At 37.0% G+C, this 20045-nt stretch carries 20 protein-coding genes and 1 tRNA gene; 1 reads left to right on the forward strand and 20 read right to left on the reverse strand.

Going from position 1 to position 20045, the window contains the following annotated elements:
- Position 1: 1 nt before the first annotated feature.
- Complete coding sequence (gene hemB, locus BLR54_RS03835; RefSeq protein ID WP_090417091.1) at positions 2–973, reverse strand: porphobilinogen synthase; 972 nt, start codon at positions 971–973, stop codon at positions 2–4.
- A 2-nt stretch (positions 974–975) separates the two neighbouring features.
- Complete coding sequence (hemA, locus tag BLR54_RS03840; RefSeq protein ID WP_090417093.1) at positions 976–2085, reverse strand: glutamyl-tRNA reductase; 1110 nt, start codon at positions 2083–2085, stop codon at positions 976–978.
- A gap of 173 nt (positions 2086–2258) precedes the next feature.
- On the opposite strand from hemA, the gene BLR54_RS03845 reads away from it, so the two are divergent.
- Entirely contained in the window at positions 2259–3389 is a 1131-nt protein-coding gene (locus tag BLR54_RS03845) for an aldo/keto reductase (protein ID WP_090417095.1), read from the forward strand.
- Between the two features lie 41 nt (positions 3390–3430).
- On the opposite strand, the gene BLR54_RS03850 is transcribed toward BLR54_RS03845, so the two are convergent.
- The 18 genes from BLR54_RS03850 to BLR54_RS03935 form a co-directional block, all read right to left on the reverse strand.
- Positions 3431–3865: a pyridoxamine 5'-phosphate oxidase family protein gene (locus BLR54_RS03850; RefSeq protein WP_090417097.1), complete on the reverse strand. Its 435-nt coding sequence runs from the start codon at positions 3863–3865 to the stop codon at positions 3431–3433.
- 22 nt (positions 3866–3887) lie between these two features.
- The gene (locus tag BLR54_RS03855; protein ID WP_090417100.1) at positions 3888–5228 is read right to left on the reverse strand and encodes an MATE family efflux transporter; all 1341 of its coding nucleotides are present in this window, start codon (positions 5226–5228) and stop codon (positions 3888–3890) included.
- A gap of 15 nt (positions 5229–5243) precedes the next feature.
- Positions 5244–6491 (reverse strand): radical SAM protein, encoded by a 1248-nt coding sequence (locus BLR54_RS03860; protein ID WP_090417102.1) that lies wholly within the window; start codon positions 6489–6491, stop codon positions 5244–5246.
- 18 nt (positions 6492–6509) lie between these two features.
- On the reverse strand, positions 6510–7292 hold the full coding sequence (locus tag BLR54_RS03865; RefSeq protein ID WP_090417104.1) for an ABC transporter permease: 783 nt from the start codon (positions 7290–7292) through the stop codon (positions 6510–6512).
- 10 nt (positions 7293–7302) lie between these two features.
- Positions 7303–8304 (reverse strand): ABC transporter substrate-binding protein, encoded by a 1002-nt coding sequence (locus BLR54_RS03870; RefSeq protein WP_090417106.1) that lies wholly within the window; start codon positions 8302–8304, stop codon positions 7303–7305.
- Between the two features lie 19 nt (positions 8305–8323).
- Positions 8324–9025 (reverse strand): 5'-methylthioadenosine/S-adenosylhomocysteine nucleosidase, encoded by a 702-nt coding sequence (mtnN, locus tag BLR54_RS03875; RefSeq protein WP_090417108.1) that lies wholly within the window; start codon positions 9023–9025, stop codon positions 8324–8326.
- A 135-nt stretch (positions 9026–9160) separates the two neighbouring features.
- Complete coding sequence (locus tag BLR54_RS03880) at positions 9161–10588, reverse strand: nitrogenase component 1 (protein WP_090417110.1); 1428 nt, start codon at positions 10586–10588, stop codon at positions 9161–9163.
- A 1-nt stretch (position 10589) separates the two neighbouring features.
- Positions 10590–11993: a nitrogenase component 1 gene (locus BLR54_RS03885; RefSeq protein WP_090417112.1), complete on the reverse strand. Its 1404-nt coding sequence runs from the start codon at positions 11991–11993 to the stop codon at positions 10590–10592.
- A gap of 19 nt (positions 11994–12012) precedes the next feature.
- The gene (locus tag BLR54_RS03890) at positions 12013–12891 is read right to left on the reverse strand and encodes a nucleotide-binding protein (RefSeq protein ID WP_090417114.1); all 879 of its coding nucleotides are present in this window, start codon (positions 12889–12891) and stop codon (positions 12013–12015) included.
- A 9-nt stretch (positions 12892–12900) separates the two neighbouring features.
- Positions 12901–13689, reverse strand: a complete 789-nt coding sequence (locus BLR54_RS03895) for an ABC transporter ATP-binding protein (protein ID WP_090417117.1) — start codon at positions 13687–13689, stop codon at positions 12901–12903.
- Positions 13690–13708: 19 nt separating this feature from the next.
- Complete coding sequence (locus BLR54_RS03900; protein ID WP_242871192.1) at positions 13709–14488, reverse strand: ABC transporter permease; 780 nt, start codon at positions 14486–14488, stop codon at positions 13709–13711.
- Entirely contained in the window at positions 14481–15665 is a 1185-nt protein-coding gene (locus BLR54_RS03905) for a radical SAM protein (RefSeq protein WP_090417120.1), read from the reverse strand. The genes BLR54_RS03900 and BLR54_RS03905 overlap by 8 nt, the downstream gene beginning before the upstream one ends.
- A 13-nt stretch (positions 15666–15678) precedes the next feature.
- Complete coding sequence (locus tag BLR54_RS03910; protein ID WP_090417122.1) at positions 15679–16374, reverse strand: SDR family NAD(P)-dependent oxidoreductase; 696 nt, start codon at positions 16372–16374, stop codon at positions 15679–15681.
- A gap of 14 nt (positions 16375–16388) precedes the next feature.
- The gene (locus BLR54_RS03915; protein WP_090417124.1) at positions 16389–17465 is read right to left on the reverse strand and encodes an aliphatic sulfonate ABC transporter substrate-binding protein; all 1077 of its coding nucleotides are present in this window, start codon (positions 17463–17465) and stop codon (positions 16389–16391) included.
- 26 nt (positions 17466–17491) lie between these two features.
- Positions 17492–18736, reverse strand: coding sequence for a methionine adenosyltransferase (gene metK, locus BLR54_RS03920; protein ID WP_242871193.1), 1245 nt, complete (start codon positions 18734–18736; stop codon positions 17492–17494).
- A gap of 148 nt (positions 18737–18884) precedes the next feature.
- Positions 18885–19028, reverse strand: coding sequence for a YezD family protein (locus BLR54_RS03925; RefSeq protein ID WP_090417126.1), 144 nt, complete (start codon positions 19026–19028; stop codon positions 18885–18887).
- Positions 19029–19064: 36 nt separating this feature from the next.
- Positions 19065–19134: transfer RNA gene (locus BLR54_RS03930), tRNA-Cys, on the reverse strand.
- A gap of 378 nt (positions 19135–19512) precedes the next feature.
- Complete coding sequence (locus BLR54_RS03935) at positions 19513–20037, reverse strand: 2'-5' RNA ligase family protein (protein ID WP_090417127.1); 525 nt, start codon at positions 20035–20037, stop codon at positions 19513–19515.
- Between the last annotated feature and the right edge of the window lie 8 nt (positions 20038–20045).

Below are 20045 nucleotides of genomic sequence, written 5' to 3' on the forward strand. Positions count from 1 at the left end.
ATTAGTTATCCTCTTCCTGTAAAAATCTTGCTACATCTAAAGCGTGATAGGTAATAATCCTGTCTGCACCAGCTCGCTTCATAGCAGTCATATTTTCAAGAACTATACGCTTCTCGTCAATCCAACCATTTGCTGCTGCTGCCTTAACCATAGAATATTCCCCGCTAACATTATAGGTGATAAAAGGAACATCAAAGCACTCCCTTGCTTCCTTCATAATATCAAGATATGCAAGAGCAGGCTTTACAATAATCATGTCTGCTCCCTCTTCTAAATCATCCTCTATTTCTCGCATTGCTTCTCTGCCATTTGCTGGATCCATTTGGTAGGACTTTCTATCTCCAAAGTGAGGTGCAGAGCCTGCAGCATCTCTAAATGGGCCGTAATAGCCTGATGCAAACTTGGCACTATAGCTGAGAATTGGTGTATTGATATATCCAGCAACATCCAGAGCATCTCTTATAGCAGCTACTCGTCCATCCATCATATCTGATGGTGCTACAATATCCGCACCTGCCTTAGCCATAGATACAGCCATTTTTGCTAGAAGTGGCAGTGTCTCATCATTTAAAATATGCCCTTCACATACAAGCCCACAGTGTCCATGGGAAGTGTATTCACAAAGACATATATCTGCAATAACTATTAGAGATGGATATTTCTCTTTTATATATTTGATACAACGCTGTGTAATTCCCTCGTCATCGTAGGCACCACTGCCCTTTTCATCCTTATAAGCTGGAATACCAAATAATAGAATTGCAGGTATTTTTGCCGCTACAACTCTATCTAATTCCTCATCAATTGTATCTAACGAATATTGATAAATGTTTGGCATTGAAGGAACTTCATTCTTAATATTCTGACCTTCAATAACAAACAAAGGATATATCAAGTCCTTAACAGAAACCTCGTGTTCTCTAACAAAGCTTCTCATTTCTTTTGTCTGTCTTAATCTTCTAAATCTTCTCATTTCTACACTTCCTGCATTTTATTTAAAACGTTCATAAAGCTGTCAAATTCTTCAGCCGAGGCAATATCTTTAAACTTATAAACAAAATGTTCAAAGTCCTCCTTGCAAGTTGTCTTCATAAGTTCAAATCCCTCTCTATTATTATGAAAGGTCAAATCCTTTAAAAGGGTATCCAACTCATCCTCTATAATGGACTCACCATTTTCCTTTTCCTTTTTCTTAAGGACATTGTTTTCCTTTGCTATGGCAGAAAAATCATCGATTGTTATAAGGTCAATCCCCTTAAATTCAACTACATCTTCGTCCACATCTCTTGGTACCGCCAAATCTACGAAAAGTCTCTTTTTATCATCCAGCTCAATATTCTTAAGCTTACCAGCTGTGATGGTATAATGTGGACTTTTTGTAGCAGATACTATCACATCCATCTGATTAATATAATCGTATATTTCTGAATATGGAATAGATTCTACATTAGGATTTCCTATATGATGAATATGCTTAGTAGCATATATCTTACAATCGCCATAAGATAGTAAATTAAGTAAAACCTTATTTCCTGTATCACCAGTGGCCCCCATTATCATAACCTTCTTTTTTCCAGGTTTAAAGCCATGAATCTTTTTAGCCGCAAGGGATGCAATTGATACAGCTGTCTTTGAAATTTTAGTCTTGGTTTTGATTTTTTTAGAACAGCTAATAGCCGCTTGAAAGATGGTATTCAGCTCATAGTCTGTAAATCCTTTTTCCTTTGAAAACTGATAGGCATCCTTTATTTGTCTAAGTATTTCATCTTCTCCTAGAACCATGGAATCAAATCCAGCAGCAACATGAAACAGATGATTAACAGCACCTTTGCCATCAAAGAATAATAGAGACTCCTTTAATTCATCTATATCAACTCCTGCCATATCTGCCCATACTGATACAACCTTGGAAGATTTTCCTACACTATATATTTCACAACGATTACATGTAGAAACATATACAACTTGTGTGTAGCCTTCATCTTTTAATCTATTTAGAAAAGAAATTCTCTTTATTTCATCAAAAGCCAACTTTTCTCTAAATCCTGCTTCAGAAGTTTTATGATTTAGCGAAATTACAAACATAACAATATCCCCTAGTTATTATTTTTACAAAGTTTGTAACTACTATAAATATATTTACCTATTCAGTCAATAGGTATTTCTTCACTATAAAACGACTTTATACTAGCCTTATAAGAATTGGCTATGTTATAGTTATTTTAACTGGTAAATTGTTTAGTAAAAGGGGTTTAATTATGGAAGAAAAATATTTTGGAGAACAGACACCAAAGCTAGGTTTTGGGTTAATGCGTTTGCCTAAAGAAAAGGATAATCCATCAAAGATTGACATTGAACGTACCAAGAAAATGGTTGATATGTTTATGGATGCAGGTCTTACATATTTTGATACTGCTTTTGTTTATGATGGTGGTGAATCTGAAAAGGCTGCTAAAGCTGCTCTTGTAGATAGATATCCTAGAGAAAGCTATACCTTGGCTACCAAGCTTGGTTCCTTTGCTGCACACGATGAAGAGAGCGCAAAACTAGAGCTTCTTACTAGCTTAGAGCGCACTGGCGCAGGATACATTGACTATTATCTCCTTCACGCCCTTCAGGATGGCAATTATAAAAAATATGAAGAGTGGCATCTTTGGGATTATGTAAAGGAAATGAAAGAAAAAGGGCTTATTAAGCATTACGGCTTTTCTTTCCACTCTACTCCAGAAAGATTGGACGAGATTTTGACTGCCCATCCTGATGCAGAGTTTGTACAACTTCAAATCAACTATGCTGACTGGAACAACCCTGATGTTCAGTCTAGGGGCTGCTACGAGGTAGCAAGAAAACACGGCAAATCCATCGTCGTTATGGAGCCAATCAAGGGTGGAACTCTTGCAAACCCTCCTGCTACTGTCAAAAAGCTATTGAAAGAAGCTAATCCAGAAATGAGTATTGCATCTTGGGCTATCCGTTTTGTTGCCTCATTGGATGGAATTATCACAGTACTTTCTGGTATGTCTACTGAGGAACAAATGGCTGATAATCTCTCATACATGAGTGATTTCAAACCATTATCGCCTGAAGAACAAAATGTTATTAAGAAGGCACAGGAAATTCTGGACAATATAGATTCCATTCCTTGTACATCATGTCACTATTGCACTGATGGCTGCCCAATGCAGATTCCTATTCCAGAGATTTTCTCTGCTAGAAACAAACAGCTTATCTGGGAACAGACTGAGACTAGCCAGCAGGATTATGAAAAGGTAACTAAGGACAAAGGTGTTGCCAGCGCCTGTGTTCAGTGCGGACAATGTGAAAGCGTTTGCCCACAGCACATAAATATCATTGAAAGACTAAAAGACTGCGCCAGCGTGTTTGAATAAACAGCAAGCCCCATCAGCCAAATGGCTGATGGGGCTTACTTCTATGCTAGTTGAGCAACATCTATCAATTGAACTTTTTCATCTAACGAAAAATCCAATTTCTTTATCTGCTGAACTCTAATCTTATATATATTATTTAGTTCTGAATTATACTGAAACTGTGGCCTCCTCTCCTTAATCAATTCAACAGCCTTATCTGCCTTATCTAATTCAAGTAACTCCGCCTGTCCATATACAGTAATATTTTTTAAACCAGATTGTCCCTCATGCTGAAATATAGCAGCCACATTGGAGTTATTATTAATTTCAGTTGCCTTTGCAGTGTCCTTTTTGGTTTGAAATACTATATCTGTACCATCTACATTGTAAGCACCAATATGCCTTAGATTAGGTGTGCAATTCTCTGTAACAGTTGCTAAAACAAGGCTCTTATTCTCAACCAAGTAATCCTGATACTCTTTTAATGTAATTCCCATTTATTCTACCTCCCTATGAAATTCATATAAAGTTCCTAATGTTTGCATCATATATTTTCCTATAACAGTAGTATCCAATTAGAAGTCCCACCAGCCAGCCAATAGGCCAGGCAAAAGGAATAAAGTTTAGTCCCCCAAAATAGGCTAATATATATCCTGATAAAACTCTACATAACAGATTTAAAGAATAGCTAATCATAAATCCTCTTGAATCCCCAGCACCTCTAATAGCGCCATTATATACTTGAAGGACACCTTGAATAATTTGAAATATGCAGATAATGTACAAATATCTCAACCCAAAATTCATTGCCTCATAATTGCCCACATCCTTTATAAATAATGACAAAAGTCTGGTGCCCGAGGTGAATACTAATATAAGAATTATTATAGAAAATGGAATATCTAGCATGATTGCAGACCAGATTCCCCTTTCAACCCTTTCCTTTTTATGTGCTCCGTAATTTTGAGCAGTGAAGGTTGCAATCGAATTACCTATATCCATTACTGGTAAAGTTACAAGGGCTGTTATCTTTGTAGCTGCAGCATATCCTGCCATTACATTTATCCCATAAGAATTAATTAATGATTGCATAATTGTAACACCAATCGCTATAACGCTTCTTTGTACTATAGCTGGAACACTTGCATTCACAATTCTTCGTGTTTCTTCCAATTCTATTTTTTTATTCCAGTCTTTTATCTTTAATCTAATTAACGTCCTATAAAGAACAGAGCTAGACCATATACAACAAATGAATTCTGCAATTACCGTAGCTAATGCAGCACCTGCTACTCCAAGCCTCATATTCCTGATAAAGATAATATCTAAAACAATATTTACCACTGCACATACTACAAGTGATTTAAGTGTTGTTTTGGAATCCCCTAAAGCCTGTAGTATGGCAATGCTTATATTAAAAATAAATAAGAATAGAAGACCGCTTAAATAAATCCGTATATAAGCTAATGATTCTGACATCATTTCCTGAGGTGTAAGCATAAATTCAAATACGTAAGGAGCAGCAAAAACTCCTCCTACAGAGAATAATATGCTAATGATTAAAGCCAATCTTAAAGCTGAAATAACACCTTTGCTTAATCTTGAATAATCATTCCCTCCGAAATGAGCTGCCAGAATAACATTGGTTCCCATATTAAGTCCTACTGCTATATTTATGAGAAGTGAAACTGTATTTGTTGCACTTCCAATTGCCGCCATGGATTTCACTCCTGCATACTGACCTACTATTACGGCATCCACAAGACTATATAGCTGCTGGAGCATATTCCCAGCAGCTATAGGTATAGCAAATCTGAAAAGGATTTTTGAAATATTCCCTTTCGTCATATCTAAAATCATAGTTTTTGATTCCTTTTAGCTAGCATCTGCAATAAGTGTCTTTGGAGATGTAATGACTGGAGAAGGTGTTATAACCTCTGAGGTTGGAATACCTTCGTAGAGTCTAAACAGATCATGAGCAACACTGTCACTACCTGCTGTAGCATCTGCAAACTGTTGCCATGTCAATCCGTTTTTACGATATATCGCCACAGCTTTTTCAAATACATCCCAATGCCACTCTGCATTTGGTGTTCTGTGTCCTTCAAGAGCTGATCCGCAATTTGGATTCCACTGGCTAGGCAACGCAACAACACCATGCTCAACCAGATACTCAAGTCCTTCTATTGTATACTGCTTTGGTTCAATACCTGATACCATTGTTGATCTAACATTGAACTTGCCAAATACATCCACCTCATATTCCAAGGCTTTCAGCCAGTTATCTCTACCTCCACAATACTCTGTTTTACCTGGGCAAATAACATCAAAAATCTTAGGATTCCAAATCTCAATATTGCTAGCAATAGTTCTAAAGCCAGCCTCTTTATAATTCTCAAATACTGAAAAGTCCTTAGTTGCTCCAACACAAGCAGTTCCATTAAAGTCATCTAATCCGGTAGCCTCTTGAATTGCCTCTGCCACATCAATGTAGTATTCAACTTCTCTACGTTCAGGAATGAAACCTCCGCTTACTGTCATCTTATTAAAGCCTTCTTTGTAACCAGCAGCTATTGTCTCTGCTATCTGCTGTGGCGTCTTCCAGGAAACCTTATCTCTCTCTCCATATAATGCTTTAGTAGCATTTATATTGCAGAACAGACAATCTAAACCTTTATCCTTTAAGAAGCATTCATTACTATAGGATACAAACATATGACCATAGCCATAATCTACAGCAACAGTTCTCATATCTGTTCCATCTGAGGTTTTAAGATTGTAGTAATTTGCTCGTTTAGCAAACTGAACATTATCTAATACTATCTGATTCTTATGCTCAATAAAGTATCTACCATCCTCATATTTGAGGGTATAATCACTACTCTTATCCCATACTACCCGTACCTGATATCCTCCCTTTGGTGTAATCAGGCATACTGGGAAATTGTATGCCACATGAGCATGTCTATCACTTGAAAAAAGTACATTCACCTGTTCCTTGTACTTTGTACCAAGCTCCAAATCCTTAAAGATTTCTGGATCAAAATTTAATCCGTCTACCTGAAGCTCATTTTTTAATCTAATCTCCGCCAACAATTCCTGATCCAATTTTGTCTCTGCCATATCAATCTCCTTTTTTAATTATTTGTTACTAGGTGCCCAAAACAATGCTCGCTTTTGAATATTTATCATTAATAATTCGATAAGTAATCCAAAAATACCCATAGATATAATTCCAATGAAAAGTGTTGCAGGTTGGGCCATCTCTCTACCATAGGATATTAAAAATCCTATTCCTGCAGATGCAGCAATCATCTCAGCTGCAACAACACAAGTCCATGAACTACTCACTCCCAGTCTCAAGCCAGTAAAAATATATGGAGTAGCTCCAGGAATTATTATTGAAAATAGTACCTGCTTTTTATTCTTCTCAAACATTTTTCCAACCTCTATAAATTTGGCATCTATGGACTTTAAACCTGAGATAGTATTAATCAATGTAGGCCAAAAGCTTCCTAAAGCAATTACAGCAACCTTTGATTCCTCCCCAATTCCCATAGATAAAATCATAAGGGGAATCAGTGCAATAGCAGGGATTGGTCTAAGCATTCCAATCAATGCAATAGTTGATTTATTTGCAAAATCATAAAGACCAATTACTATACCAAGAGCCAACCCTAAAATACTTCCTATAAAGAAACCTTTAATGACTCTAGAAAAACTAGCTACAACATGTTTCAAATATTTCCCATCAAAAACCATCTCTTTCCATGTTGAAAATAACTTACCTGGAGTTGGAAAAACTGAATTATTCAACACTTCTGATTCTGTTCCTATATACCAAAACATCACAATCAGTATTGGAATCCAAATCGCAATAAATACTGGACTAATATATTTTTTAATAGAATTAATTTTTACCATAGGCGTGTCCTCACTTTATATTTGCAAGTTCTAAGTAGTCAGTATTGATATACTCAGTAATATCAAAATCCTTTTCGATTAATCCATAGGTAAAGGACTGCTGTTCTCCTTCTACTAGGGCATTAATATTGTTGCTATCTATTCCTACACTTATTTCAGAATCAATTATTGTCTTATATGTTGTATCAACATCAACATCATCAATATCCTTTATAATTTGAGCTGCTTCTTCCGGATTCTCAACTGACCATTTTGCAGCTTTATCAAGTGCCTTTAAGTACTTAGCCACCAAGTCTGGATGCTCTTTTCCAAATTCTGCTCTGTCTACTGTAATTGATACATACTGTTTATAGCCTTCCGCATTTGCAACAACATGAATGCTGTCCTCTTTTTCAGCAACTGCTCTAAAATGAGGTTCCCACACAATAGCAGCATCAATATCACCAGCCAATAAACTTGTAACTCCATCAGCCACACCCAAATTTAAGATTTCAACATCATCTTCTGTTAAACCAACGGAATCAAGATAAATGTATAACAGTGGCTGTGCATTAGAACCAAATGGAACTGACACTTTCTTTCCCTTTAAATCAGCGAGAGTTTCTATTCCAGAATCATTTCTAGCCAATAGTCCATGAAGTTTATCTGATGCTCTAGTCTTTGAAATAATTTCAATATCTACGCCATTTGATATAGCTGAGAAAGCTGGTTGATCTCCCATAAATCCAATGTCTAAATCCCCAGCAGTAAGTGCCTCTATAATAGGTGGTCCATAACTGAAAACCTGTGTATCTATAGTCAAACCCTCCTCCTCAAAATAACCATTATGTTCAGCTATGTTCGCTAATAAATCGCCAGGCTGTCTTCCAACTCTTATTACTGTATCATCCTTTAAATCACTACCTACTTCGATTTTTTCGTTTGCTTCTACGGTTGATGATGATGTGGTGCCACACCCAACAACACCTATTGACACTACTGCCGAAAGTAATAACATTGCTAATTTCTTCATTTCTTTTTCCTCCTTTTTTCTATGAAATCTTTTCAATATAATCCACTATGATTTCCCCTGGAATTCCGAAAACCTTTTCCTTGAGTTTTTGTTTCTTTTCGTCGTTTTCCAAAGACAAGCTAAGTTTTTTTATGGTCTTTCTATTTGCCATATCAGAAAATGACCTAATCCCCACAAAATCAATATCTTTAGCCGTGGCGACCTGGGCTATGGCAGCTGTTTCCATATCAAAAGATAATGGTTTAAATTGCTTCTTTATCTGTCTACGTTTTCTCCCCTCAAATAAAACAAAATCACCTGTTGCAAGTCTTCCTGTTTTATAATTAACTCCCTTTTCCTCAGCTATCTTACTAAGCTCAGTTATCAGTTCCGCTGGAGTACCATTAATAGTTGGGAAATTTTCTGGAAGTAAGGTTTTCAAATCAACCTGCACATATTCCTTACCAATGACAACTGAGCCAACCTTAAGGTCATCATCCAATCCACCAGCTACTCCTATATTTACGATTAAATCTGGGGAAAAATAATTAATGGCATCTGCCGTCTGAAATGCTGCATTTACCTTTCCAACTCCTAGTACCTTCACATAAACTTCAATACTATTGTTGTCATTGATATATTGGTTTTCACCTATCTTTCTCCAAATATCTTTTTTCAAAATGTACTTCTCGAGATTTTCTACTTCCTTGTCTAAAGCACTGACTATTAATACTTTTTTCATATGCCGTATTTCTCCTTTGAATAAAAAAAGAGGCCCAAAACCACTAAATGTTTAAGTGATTTTGAACCTCTAGTTGTCTGGTCAGTTCTTGATAAACTTATGATCGAACCTCTAGTTGTCTGGTCAGTTCGCTATTTAGTTGTATAATTGTTTTCTTCTTGAAGCAGATAAATCCTTAGAAACTATACCTCTTTGAGATATATCAATCCATTTATCTTCTGCCTTCAGAGATTTAAAGCTTGATATAAGCGAAGTCTTTTCGGCATCCTCATACTTCTCAATTCGAGATTCATAGTTTTCTACAAATGCTAAAACACCTCTAGTTCCAACACTTGCTCTGTTTAAAATAAAACTATGATATATTGGATATGATACTTCCAGTAAAGGAATATTTAGCTTTTCCTCCAAGCCTTTTTCAAGAGAACTTCCCAATATCAATTCCGCATTACTTGATTTTATTATCCCTTCGATTTCCTTTTTATCCTGTGAATAATAAACCTTTTCTGCCAGATCATTAAGAATATCAGAATTATTTCTCTCGTGAAGCTCATCCTTTGCCTTTGCATCCACTATAACAATGCTGGCAACCTCTGCAGCGAAATAATCGTTAAGAATCTTAGCATATCTATATGACTGTTCTTCATCACCAATTATAACCACTCGTTTTGACAAATCATTTTTATTTCTAGCTGCAACAACCTGTGAAATGAAACTATTTTGATAATCCCTTTCCTGTTCAATAAAAGCATCGACATCCTCTTCACTGACTTCAGCGTATTGACTTACCGAACGAAGTAGTTTTTCCTCTTCATCCACATTTACTGGAAGAGTATCTACATTTAATACAGGAATATTAGCCTTATCATTTAGAAACTTTGCAGGTGCTTCTCCCCATCGTGAAAATACGATACTGGCTGATGCTTTATATGCATCCACCAAATCCTGTACACCGCCAAATGTTCCAAAGAATAAATTTACCTTTAAGCCAACAGCTTCAAAGATTCTTTTAATCTCCTCAAGATTTCCCTGCCAATAAACATCCTTATAAGGTACTATTCCAAAAATATTGATAAGCTTTGTATCTTTCTCTTCCTCTACATTTTTTATACCTGGAATTCCTTTTAAAATATCAACCAACACATTTTCATAACCCTGATATGCATTTCCATTGAAACCAGCTCCTAGAGTATCAACTACAGGCTCTCCCTGTTCCACGATTTCTCTAGTCATGGCATCAACATCATCTCCAACCATTGCAGATTCACAGCTATTTAGGATAACGAATAATTCGCCATTTATTATTTTTGCTGTATTTTTTATCTGTTCGCGAAGACGTGACGCTCCTCCGAAAATTACATGACGTTCCTGTGCTACTGTTCCTGGGATTCCAACACCAGACACACCACTGGCAACACTTGTACTTTTGCTATCAACTAGCTGATTAATTACTCCACAGCCTGCATTAGCATGAACAACTGGGATAGCCCCCTTTATCTCCTGCACCGTTTGAAGTGCACCGTGAAGCACGCAGCCACTTCTTGGATTTTCTATAACCTTTGACATATTAGCTTACCTCCTGCTTCACATACCAATTACCACTTCTCTTTTTCCATGATGGTTTGTAAATACTTTCCTTCTGGATCTTTTTATCATTTTCCAAAACTCGTATCGCCTTGGTAAAGGCCTTACTCAATTTATCTACTCCCGCAAAACCATAGCTTGTCTGTTTTCTAAGATTAACAATGACAACACCTTCATGGCCTAAATCTTCATATCCCTCAAAATCCGTCACAAAAATATCCACCTGGTCTTTTGAAATTTCATTAGCCTTCTCAAATAGCTGTCCATTACCAATTATTGTTGAGACACTGTTCTTAAGAAAATCCAACCTTTTCAGCTGTTTTCTGTTTTCCAAATCAACAAATGGTGAGCCAAATCCAACAACTTCTCCACCAAGATTGGTAATATATCTTGTTAATGCTGGTATTTTACTCAGAGGAGCATCAACAAAAATCTTTTTGTCTGTTAGCAAATCATTATTAAAGTTTGCTGTCAATTCATTTTCAATCTCATCGATATAAGCAATCGCATCATCTTCAATTCTCAAGAAGTTTGCCAGCTTAAGAATAAAGTTTTTCGTTCCTCTGAAGCCTATAGGAGCCTCCGATGAAATATATGGAACTCCAAATACCTCTTCTAATTCTTTAGCTAAATATTCACCCTCCTCTGGATTTAAAACCACAGATGCTCTTGCCAAAGATGCTTTCTTTATTTCTTCAATTGAAGAAAAACGTGGGATAACTTGAAATTTAATATTTAAAGCTTTAAATATCTTTGAAATCTCCACCACATCCTGAAGACCTTCTGAAAAAGAAATGATATTTATAAAATCATCTCTATCTGTCACTTCTTTTTTTACCACATACTTAAGAAGGCTATGAGTTACAATATCATATCCAGTAACAGGCGTTTTAGACTTGAAGCCATCTGTATATATACTAATAATCGATACTCCCAGCTCATCCTCCAGCTCAAGAATAACTGAATTAATATCATCATTATTGATTGCCACAACAGGGGTTCCAATAATAAAAATCACCTTTGGATGATGTTCCTCATAGGCTCTTTCCACTGCCTCTCTCAGTTTGTCATCACCACCTAATATGGTATCCCTTTCATTAAGATCAGTAGCAATCCAGTTGAAGGATTTATCATCATCAACAGCTAGTCCTAAGCTTCCACAACCTATAGCACCGTTTATAATAATAAAAGCATCTTCAATCTTTGAAAGAACATCAAAGGCTGCTATAGTTTCATCTCTATGAATCTGTGTAAAGGTTCTTATTCTCTGCTTGATTTCTGTTCCAGAGGTTTCATCAATTAAGCCCTCTAGATTTCCATTAAAATGGCTTAATGACATAAGTCTCTTTTCTCTTGTGAGAGCTTTTCTCTCTTCTAAAAAACTCATAAATTACCTCCAGTCAATTTTAGATAGCTTCAGCAACGCCACCTACAACACCATTTTCAATATCATATATACGGTCTCCCCAGGTTCTTGCCCAATCTCTAAGTTCGGTAGAACCAAGTGGATTTGGAACCACAAGATCTTCATTTTCAGCAATATGTTTAGCAAGATTTCTATAAATGTCAGCCTGAGCGCTGTTTGGCTTTGCCTCAATAACAGTCTTTCCATATAATTCACTCTGCTGTACATCCAAAGAACGATTTACATAACCTGCAATGCTTGTTCCCGTCTTTGCAACGAAATCATCAACAATCTCTCTGTGATAACCTGGCTTCATACTATTTGCAATTACACCACCAAGCTTTGCGCCACCTGTTGGAGCATATTTGTTGATAGCCTTGAATAAGTTATTAGCTGCATATAAAGCCATGAAATCAGATGAGCTTACAACATAGGCTCTATCTGTAATGCCATCTCGAATAGGAACTGCAAAGCCGCCGCAAACTACATCGCCAAGTACATCATATAAAACGTAATCTGGCTTAAATTCTTCAAAGAGATTAAGCTCCTGCAGAAGATTTACCGCTGCGTTGATTCCACGTCCTGCACAGCCTACACCAGGAACAGGACCACCTGATTCGATGCAAAGAACTCCACCAAATCCTTTAACTGAAATATCATCCAAATGAATTTTGTTACCCTCTCTTAAACTATCAAGTACTGTTGGAAGATAGTTATTTCCTCGAAGAGTATTTGTAGAATCACTTTTAGGATCACATCCAATCTGAATTACTCTATATCCTGCTTCAGCCAACGCTGCACTAATGTTTGATGTGGTTGTTGATTTTCCAATGCCACCCTTTCCATATATAGCTATATGCTTTCCAATTTTCTCCGCCATATCTGCCTCCTAAATTACATAATCTTCTTCGATTTCTTTTTCCTCAAAGAAATAATTGAATATCTTTTTCTTTTTAAGAACAAAGTATTGATCATTTCTATGTCTTGGTCTTGAAATATCAATATCAATAATGTCTTTAATCTGACCTGGTCTATTTGAAAGAACAACAACTCTGTCCGCCAAATATACCGCCTCTTCTATATCATGGGTAACCATAACCATTGTGGTTCCCTCCTGCTCCTGGATAGCTAAAAGCTCATCCTGAAGCTGAATTTTTGTAAAAGCATCAAGGGCACCAAAAGGTTCATCCAATAATAATACTGGAGGATTATCCACCAAAGCTCTCGCGATATTTGCTCTTTGAGCCATTCCACCGGATAACTCCTTAGGATAGGATTTAGCAAAATCTGAAAGATGAACAAGCTCTAATATCTCCTTTGCTCTTCTCTTCTTTTCAGCCTTTGGAACCCCGTCTAAAGCAAATTCAACATTTTGCTGTACAGTCATCCATGGAAATAATCTAGCCTCCTGGAATACCAGTCCTCTTGTTTTGGATGGACCATTTATGTCTTTTCCAGACACTGCTACATTTCCTTCAAATTCCAAATCCAGGCCTGCAATTGTTCTAAGCAACGTGCTTTTTCCACAACCACTTCCGCCAACAATACAAATAAATTCTCCCTTTTTTACCGATAGATTTATATCATTTAAAACTGTCAGCTCATTTGAATTTTCAAGTGTAAACTTCTTATGAAGATGGGTAATATCTATTATTTTCTCTGAATCCTGTAATGCCATTTTTAGTCACCTCTATTCTTTAAGATATATTCCATGCCAGTACTTTACTCTCGATCCACTTAAGGAATACATCCATGAGTTTTCCTACTACACCAATTGCAAGCATTCCTACAATTACTGTATCCATCTGACCATAATTTCTTGCATTTGAAATCATGTATCCAATTCCACTTGTTGAAGCCACAAGCTCTGCTGCTACTACACAGCTCCAGCAGCTTCCAAGAGAAACTCTAAGTCCTGTGAAAATGCTAGGTAAAGCTGCTGGAATGATTACCTGTGTAATAACCTTCCATTTAGGAGTTTCAAGAACCCTAGCTACCTCTAATATCTTTGAATCAGTATATAAAATTCCTTCACTTACATTAATTAAATTAGTGAAAAAGCCACCTAAAAATATAAGAAATATTTTTGAGCTTTCACCAATTCCCATCCACAAAATTACAAGAGGAATCCATGCAATAGGTGGAATAGGTCTTAATACTTGTATAACTATATCTGTAAGTTTCTGCATATTTTTTGAAAGGCCAACAAGTATACCTAAACCTATTCCAAAGAAAGCTGAAAGAAAATATCCCTCCAACACTCGTACAATGCTAACTCCCAACTCAGCTAAAAGAGAACCATTAACTATTTTGGTTGATAATGTATTCAGGACCATATTAGGTGTTGGTAAAACTACAGTGTTTACAGTCCCCTTATTCACCACATAAATCCAAAGAGTAAATAAGAATATAATTGGTATAAATCCCTCAAATGTAGAGCCAATTACTGTATCGTTCCATTGTTTTCTTCTACTCAACAATCTCAATCCCTTCTTCCAATCTAATCAAATCATGAATAACTGTGTCTGGATCTGCTGTAGCATTTCTTAGAAGCTCCCAGGTTAATCCATTTCTAAGGTAAATAGCCTTAGTTTTTTCAAACACATCCCAATGCCAATCTGGGTCTGGTGTTCTATGTCCTTCAAGGGCAGAACCAACATTTACATACCACTGGCTAGGAAGTGCAACTATTCCCTTAGATACTAAAGTGTCGATTCCTTCAATCAGCGAATCCTTTGGCTCTATGCCAGATACCAGTGTTGAACGTACATGGAACTTTCCAAATATATCTACCTCAGCATTTAAGGTATCAATCCAGTTCTTTCTTCCACCACAAAGCTGAGATTTTCCTGGACAAATTACCTCAAACATTTTCTCATCCCAAATTTCAATGTTAGTTGCAATTGAGCTAAATCCTGCTTCCTTATACTTTTCAATTACCTCAAAATTATCTGGGGCACCTACACAGGCTGTACCATTGAAATCCTCGGTTCCAAGCTTATCCTGAATTGCCTCTGCAATATCGGCATAATAATCAACCTCACGTCTTTCAGGAACAAAGCCACCGCTTACTGTTAAATGATCAAATCCATTTGCATAACATTCTTCAACTGTTTCAGCAATCTGATTTGCATTCTTCCAATTAATATTCTGATCCTCACCATACAAATCCTTTGTTGCATTGATGTTACAGAATAAGCAATCCTGACCTTTATCCTTCAAGCAGCACTCGTTACTATAAACAATGAAAATATTTCCATAGCCAGCATCCTGAGCAATTGTTCTCATATCAGCTCCATCAGAAGTTTTCTTTGCATAATATGGAGCTCGTTTAGCAAATGAAATGTTTTCAACTACAAGCTTTCCATCTCTTTTGATATTAAATACACCATTCTCATTTACAAGTACAAAAGGACTTCCTAGATTCCATCTGATATGTACTCGATAATTTCCAACTGGAAGATAAAAAACACTTGGAAACTCAATTTTCTTGTGGGCATGTCTATCGCATGTAAACAAGGCATTTACACGTTCTGCATACTTATCACCAATGCTTGCTGCATCAAAAATATGTGGATCAAATCTTAATCCTTCAACCTGGATTTGATTCTTAAGTTTAATAGACTCTAACAATTGCTCATATGTGTAGCTCATAACTATTCTCCTTTTACTTAATTCTTTGGGCACCATTGTTTACATCAATTGTCTCACCATTAATGTATTCAGGCGCATCTGTTGCCAGCCAGATTATCGCATCCGCTACTTCTTCTGGTTTTGCAATCCTTCCAAGTATTGTTCGATTTTTCAGTTTCTCATATCTATCGCTAAATCTTGAATTTTCAATCATTGTTGTTTCTACTGGTCCAGGAGCTACTGCATTAATCTGCAATCCTTCAGGTCCAAGCAAACCAGCAAAGCTCTTTGTGGCATTTACAAGTCCGGCCTTTGTAATTCCGTACCAAACATCTCTGTGACCTATTTCCGCAGCCTGAGATGCTACATTAACAACCTTTCCGTTGTTCTTAACTAGGGTTGGTGCGAATAAAGTGATTAATTCCACTGGTGTCTTAAGATTTACATTGATAATCTTCTCAATATTCTCCTTAGGATAATCATCATAGTTTTTCTGGCTACCGATTCCCGCATTGTTTACTAATACATCGATATCTCCAACCTCTTCAACCAATGATGGTAGTTCATCTATATTGGATAGATCAAAGGATATGGTCTTAACCCCCTCTACTTTAAAGTTTGAGAAATCACGTCCTACAACAGTGACATCAAATCCTAATTCCTTTAGCTTAATTGTTGTAGAAAGACCAATTCCCTTTGTTCCACCTGTAACTAATGCCTTTTTTGCCATAACTATTTCTCCTCTTATTTCTCACCATTCAAGTAAGCCTTAACTGTCTCGTCATTAACAAATGTGTCGTTAACAAAATCCTTGATTGTAACCTGGGTAGATGCCTTACCTGTTTCATACAAGAAATCAGCGGTTCCCTGTAAGTCATCGATATCATCCTGCTCAATAACAATTGGGAAATTGGCATCCTCAAGAGCTGCATACAACAAATCAGTAGTTAAACCATATTTTTCTGCATACTGCTCAGAATATTTCTCCTTATTGTTTGCAAGCTCATAGGCTGCTCTTGCATACTGCTGAATAAAAATTTGTACAATTTCAGGATTCTGCTCTACATACTCTCTGTTTCCGAAGATTGTATTTTCAGCCTTGAAAAGTCCATTCTCACCATCAATAAGTCGACGATTGCTTCCATCTGCAGTAAGCTTTGCAACTGTTGGCTGCCAGGTCGCAACTGCGTCTACCTGTCCAGCTGCAAGAGCTGCCTGCTGTTCACTAGTTGCCAGGTTAACGAGCTCTACATCATCAAGAGTTAATCCTTCTGTCTTAAGTACGTTATAAACTAAGTTCTCGCAAATAGAACCAACAACTAAGCCAATCTTCTTACCTTTCAAATCTGCAACATTCTTTATATCAGAAGCTTCAGGAACAATGATAACCTCTGTCTTTTCACCATTTTCAGAGATGCCCAGATAAACTCTATCCTGTCCAGAGGCCTTTCCTAATATAGAAGGAACATTTCCCATTACACCAATATCCTGCTGTCCTGCTGCAAAGGATTCATTTTCTGGTGGTCCTGACTCAAATTCTGTATAGGTAACTTCAACATCACCATAACCTGCCTCAGCAAGAGCTTCTTCTACCCAACCGTTGTCCCAGGCAATCTGAATTGGTAAGTATCCTGGTGCAGGCTGTGTAGCAATATTAAGTCTTTTAGCCGTATTTAATTCAACCGGACTACCAGCCTCAATATCTGTAGTATTGTCAGCACTGTCTGTATTTGATGAGCTTCCACAACCAATAAATCCTACTGTTGATAATGCTCCGATTAATGCTAATGAAATTATTCTATTTATAAATTTGTTCTTCATTATATTTCCCCTTTTTTATTTATTTTTTATACAATGGCCTTTTCCACTGCTTCAGCCACTACCTCTAAAAAAATCTTGAATTCTGGACTATCCAACTGCTTCTTAATCGCCTCAACCTTATCTAAATGCTCCCAAGGAAGGTCCACATCTGTTCTGCCGAAGTGTCCATAAGCTGCAGTCTGCTTGTAGATTGGCCTACGTAAATCAAGGGCATCGATAATTGCTGCTGGTCTAAGATCAAAAACTCTTTCAATAATTTCAACAATCTTTTCATCCTCAATCACTCCTGTTCCAAATGTTTCAACTGCGATTGAAACTGGCTTTGCAACACCAATAGCGTATGCAAGTTCAACCTCAACTCTCTTAGCAACACCTGCTGCTACAAGATTTTTTGCCACCCATCTAGCTGCATAGGCTGCAGAACGATCGACCTTTGTTGGATCCTTTCCTGAAAAAGCTCCGCCGCCATGGCGACCAGTTCCACCATAGGTATCCACGATTATCTTTCGTCCTGTCAGTCCTGCATCTCCCTGTGGACCACCGATAACAAATCTTCCAGTTGGATTTACATAATAAATTGTGTCTTCATCTAGGAGTTCTTCTGGAATTACCGGCTTGATAACATACTTGATGATATCTTCTCTAATCTGCTCAAGAGTTACATCCTCTGCATGCTGTGTTGAAATAACAATGGTATGTACTCTCTTTACAGTGTGTCCATCTTCAGCGAATTCAACTGTTACCTGAGATTTTCCATCTGGTCTAAGGTATGGAAGTGTTCCATCCTTTCGAACCTTTGTAAGCTGTCTAGTAAGACGATGAGCAAATGAAATAGCTGGTGGAAGAAACTCTGGTGTTTCGTCTGTTGCATATCCAAAAATGATTCCCTGATCTCCTGCTCCTGTACCAAAATCCTTTGTCTCTCCTTCCTGCTTTGATTCGTATGCTTTATCAACACCAAGTGCGATATCTGCTGACTGCTCATCTATTGATGTAAGCACTGCTATTGAATCTGCGTTGTAACCATCTACATTGTTTACATATCCAATCTCTCTGATTGTTTCCTTTGCTATCTTTGCAATATCTACATAAGCCTTTGTTGTGATTTCACCAACCACAAGTGCCAGTCCAGTTGCAACTGTTGTCTCAGCTGCTACTCTTGAATAAGGATCCTGAGCTAATAACTCATCGAGAATTGCATCTGAAATTTGATCTGCAATTTTGTCTGGATGTCCCTCTGTTACTGATTCTGATGTGAATAACTTTCCCATATTTTTTCTCCTTTTCCTTTTCATTTTTTCTAATTGGGGTTGTTTTTTATAAAAAAAGAGGCTCAAGATAACAACTCATCTGCTAATTAGCAAATGATGCTTTTATCTTGAACCTCTAGTTTGTCTAGTCAGTTCTATGAACTCTTCCCTATAATCTTATTTTTTCACTTTTGTCTATCTGGATGATTTTTCCATCCTGAATAACAATGTTTACGGAGCCAAATTTTATCGACTCGATGTAATCTTTAATTTGTGCCAGTTGTCTTTCGGTAACCTCTTTTACTTCAGCCATTTCCTCTCCTTTTACTTTGTTATTTTTAACTTACACTGGTGCTAGTTGGATTCGAACCAACAACTTCAGCTTTGCGAGCCTATGCCATTCCAGCGGCTATAGCACCAAAAAAGCCACTGCCTAGTCTCCCAAGCAGTGGCTTTCGATTATTTCGTATTTACGAATTAATCTCTTTCAGGAGCAAGACAAGAAGCCATGCACCCTAAAGCTTTTTGCCCTTGGGAGTATAGCGATTCGCACATACACATACAACAACAGATTTCAGTATTAAAATATGGTCTCATTGTCTTGCTCCTTTCTCTCATTAAAGCTTCCCTTTGAGGGGAAGCTGTCAGCTTCAGCTGACTGATGAGGTGTTATTTCTGATTCATTTAACTTGCTGATAATATAACTTTAAAAACCTATCAAGTCAATAGGTTTAATAATTGGTAAAAATAATAGCCAGTCATAAAATGAATTAATAACTGGCTTTTATTTCTAACTATTATTGTAATTTAACCCGTACTATATCCCTATGGGGATTAGTCTTAGCAATTCCAAGCTCTTCTATCCTTGCCTCCATTGGTACAAAGGATTTTTGCAAATATGAAAATGCCTCCCTCATCTGCTCTGGTTCAAGAGTCTTCCCCAAAGTAATATGTGGCATCCAAGAATAAGGCTGATAGTACTTGCTGAAGGATACTCCTTCTATATCCTTCAACGCATCATATAGCGTTGCCTGCATTCCCATCAGATATTCATTAATTACAGGAGCTGCATAGATTACGCCAGGTAATATCTGCCCTAAAGTAGGAACATAAATATCTCCTACAGATAGTGCTTTCATTATAGTCTCAGCATTCTCTACTACCATATCCTCATCCCTAACCTCTATGCTAAGTATGGTTATATGTGGTGGCACATTATTATCAAGCATAAAACTATTCCCACAAGCTTTTGCAACCCCATCTATATATCCTGCCATACTCTTGTTTGTTTTTATATCAAAGTACGCTGATACAAGAATCATATCTTGCT

The organism is Pseudobutyrivibrio sp. YE44, assembly GCF_900104335.1.
Lineage (GTDB): Bacteria > Bacillota > Clostridia > Lachnospirales > Lachnospiraceae > Pseudobutyrivibrio.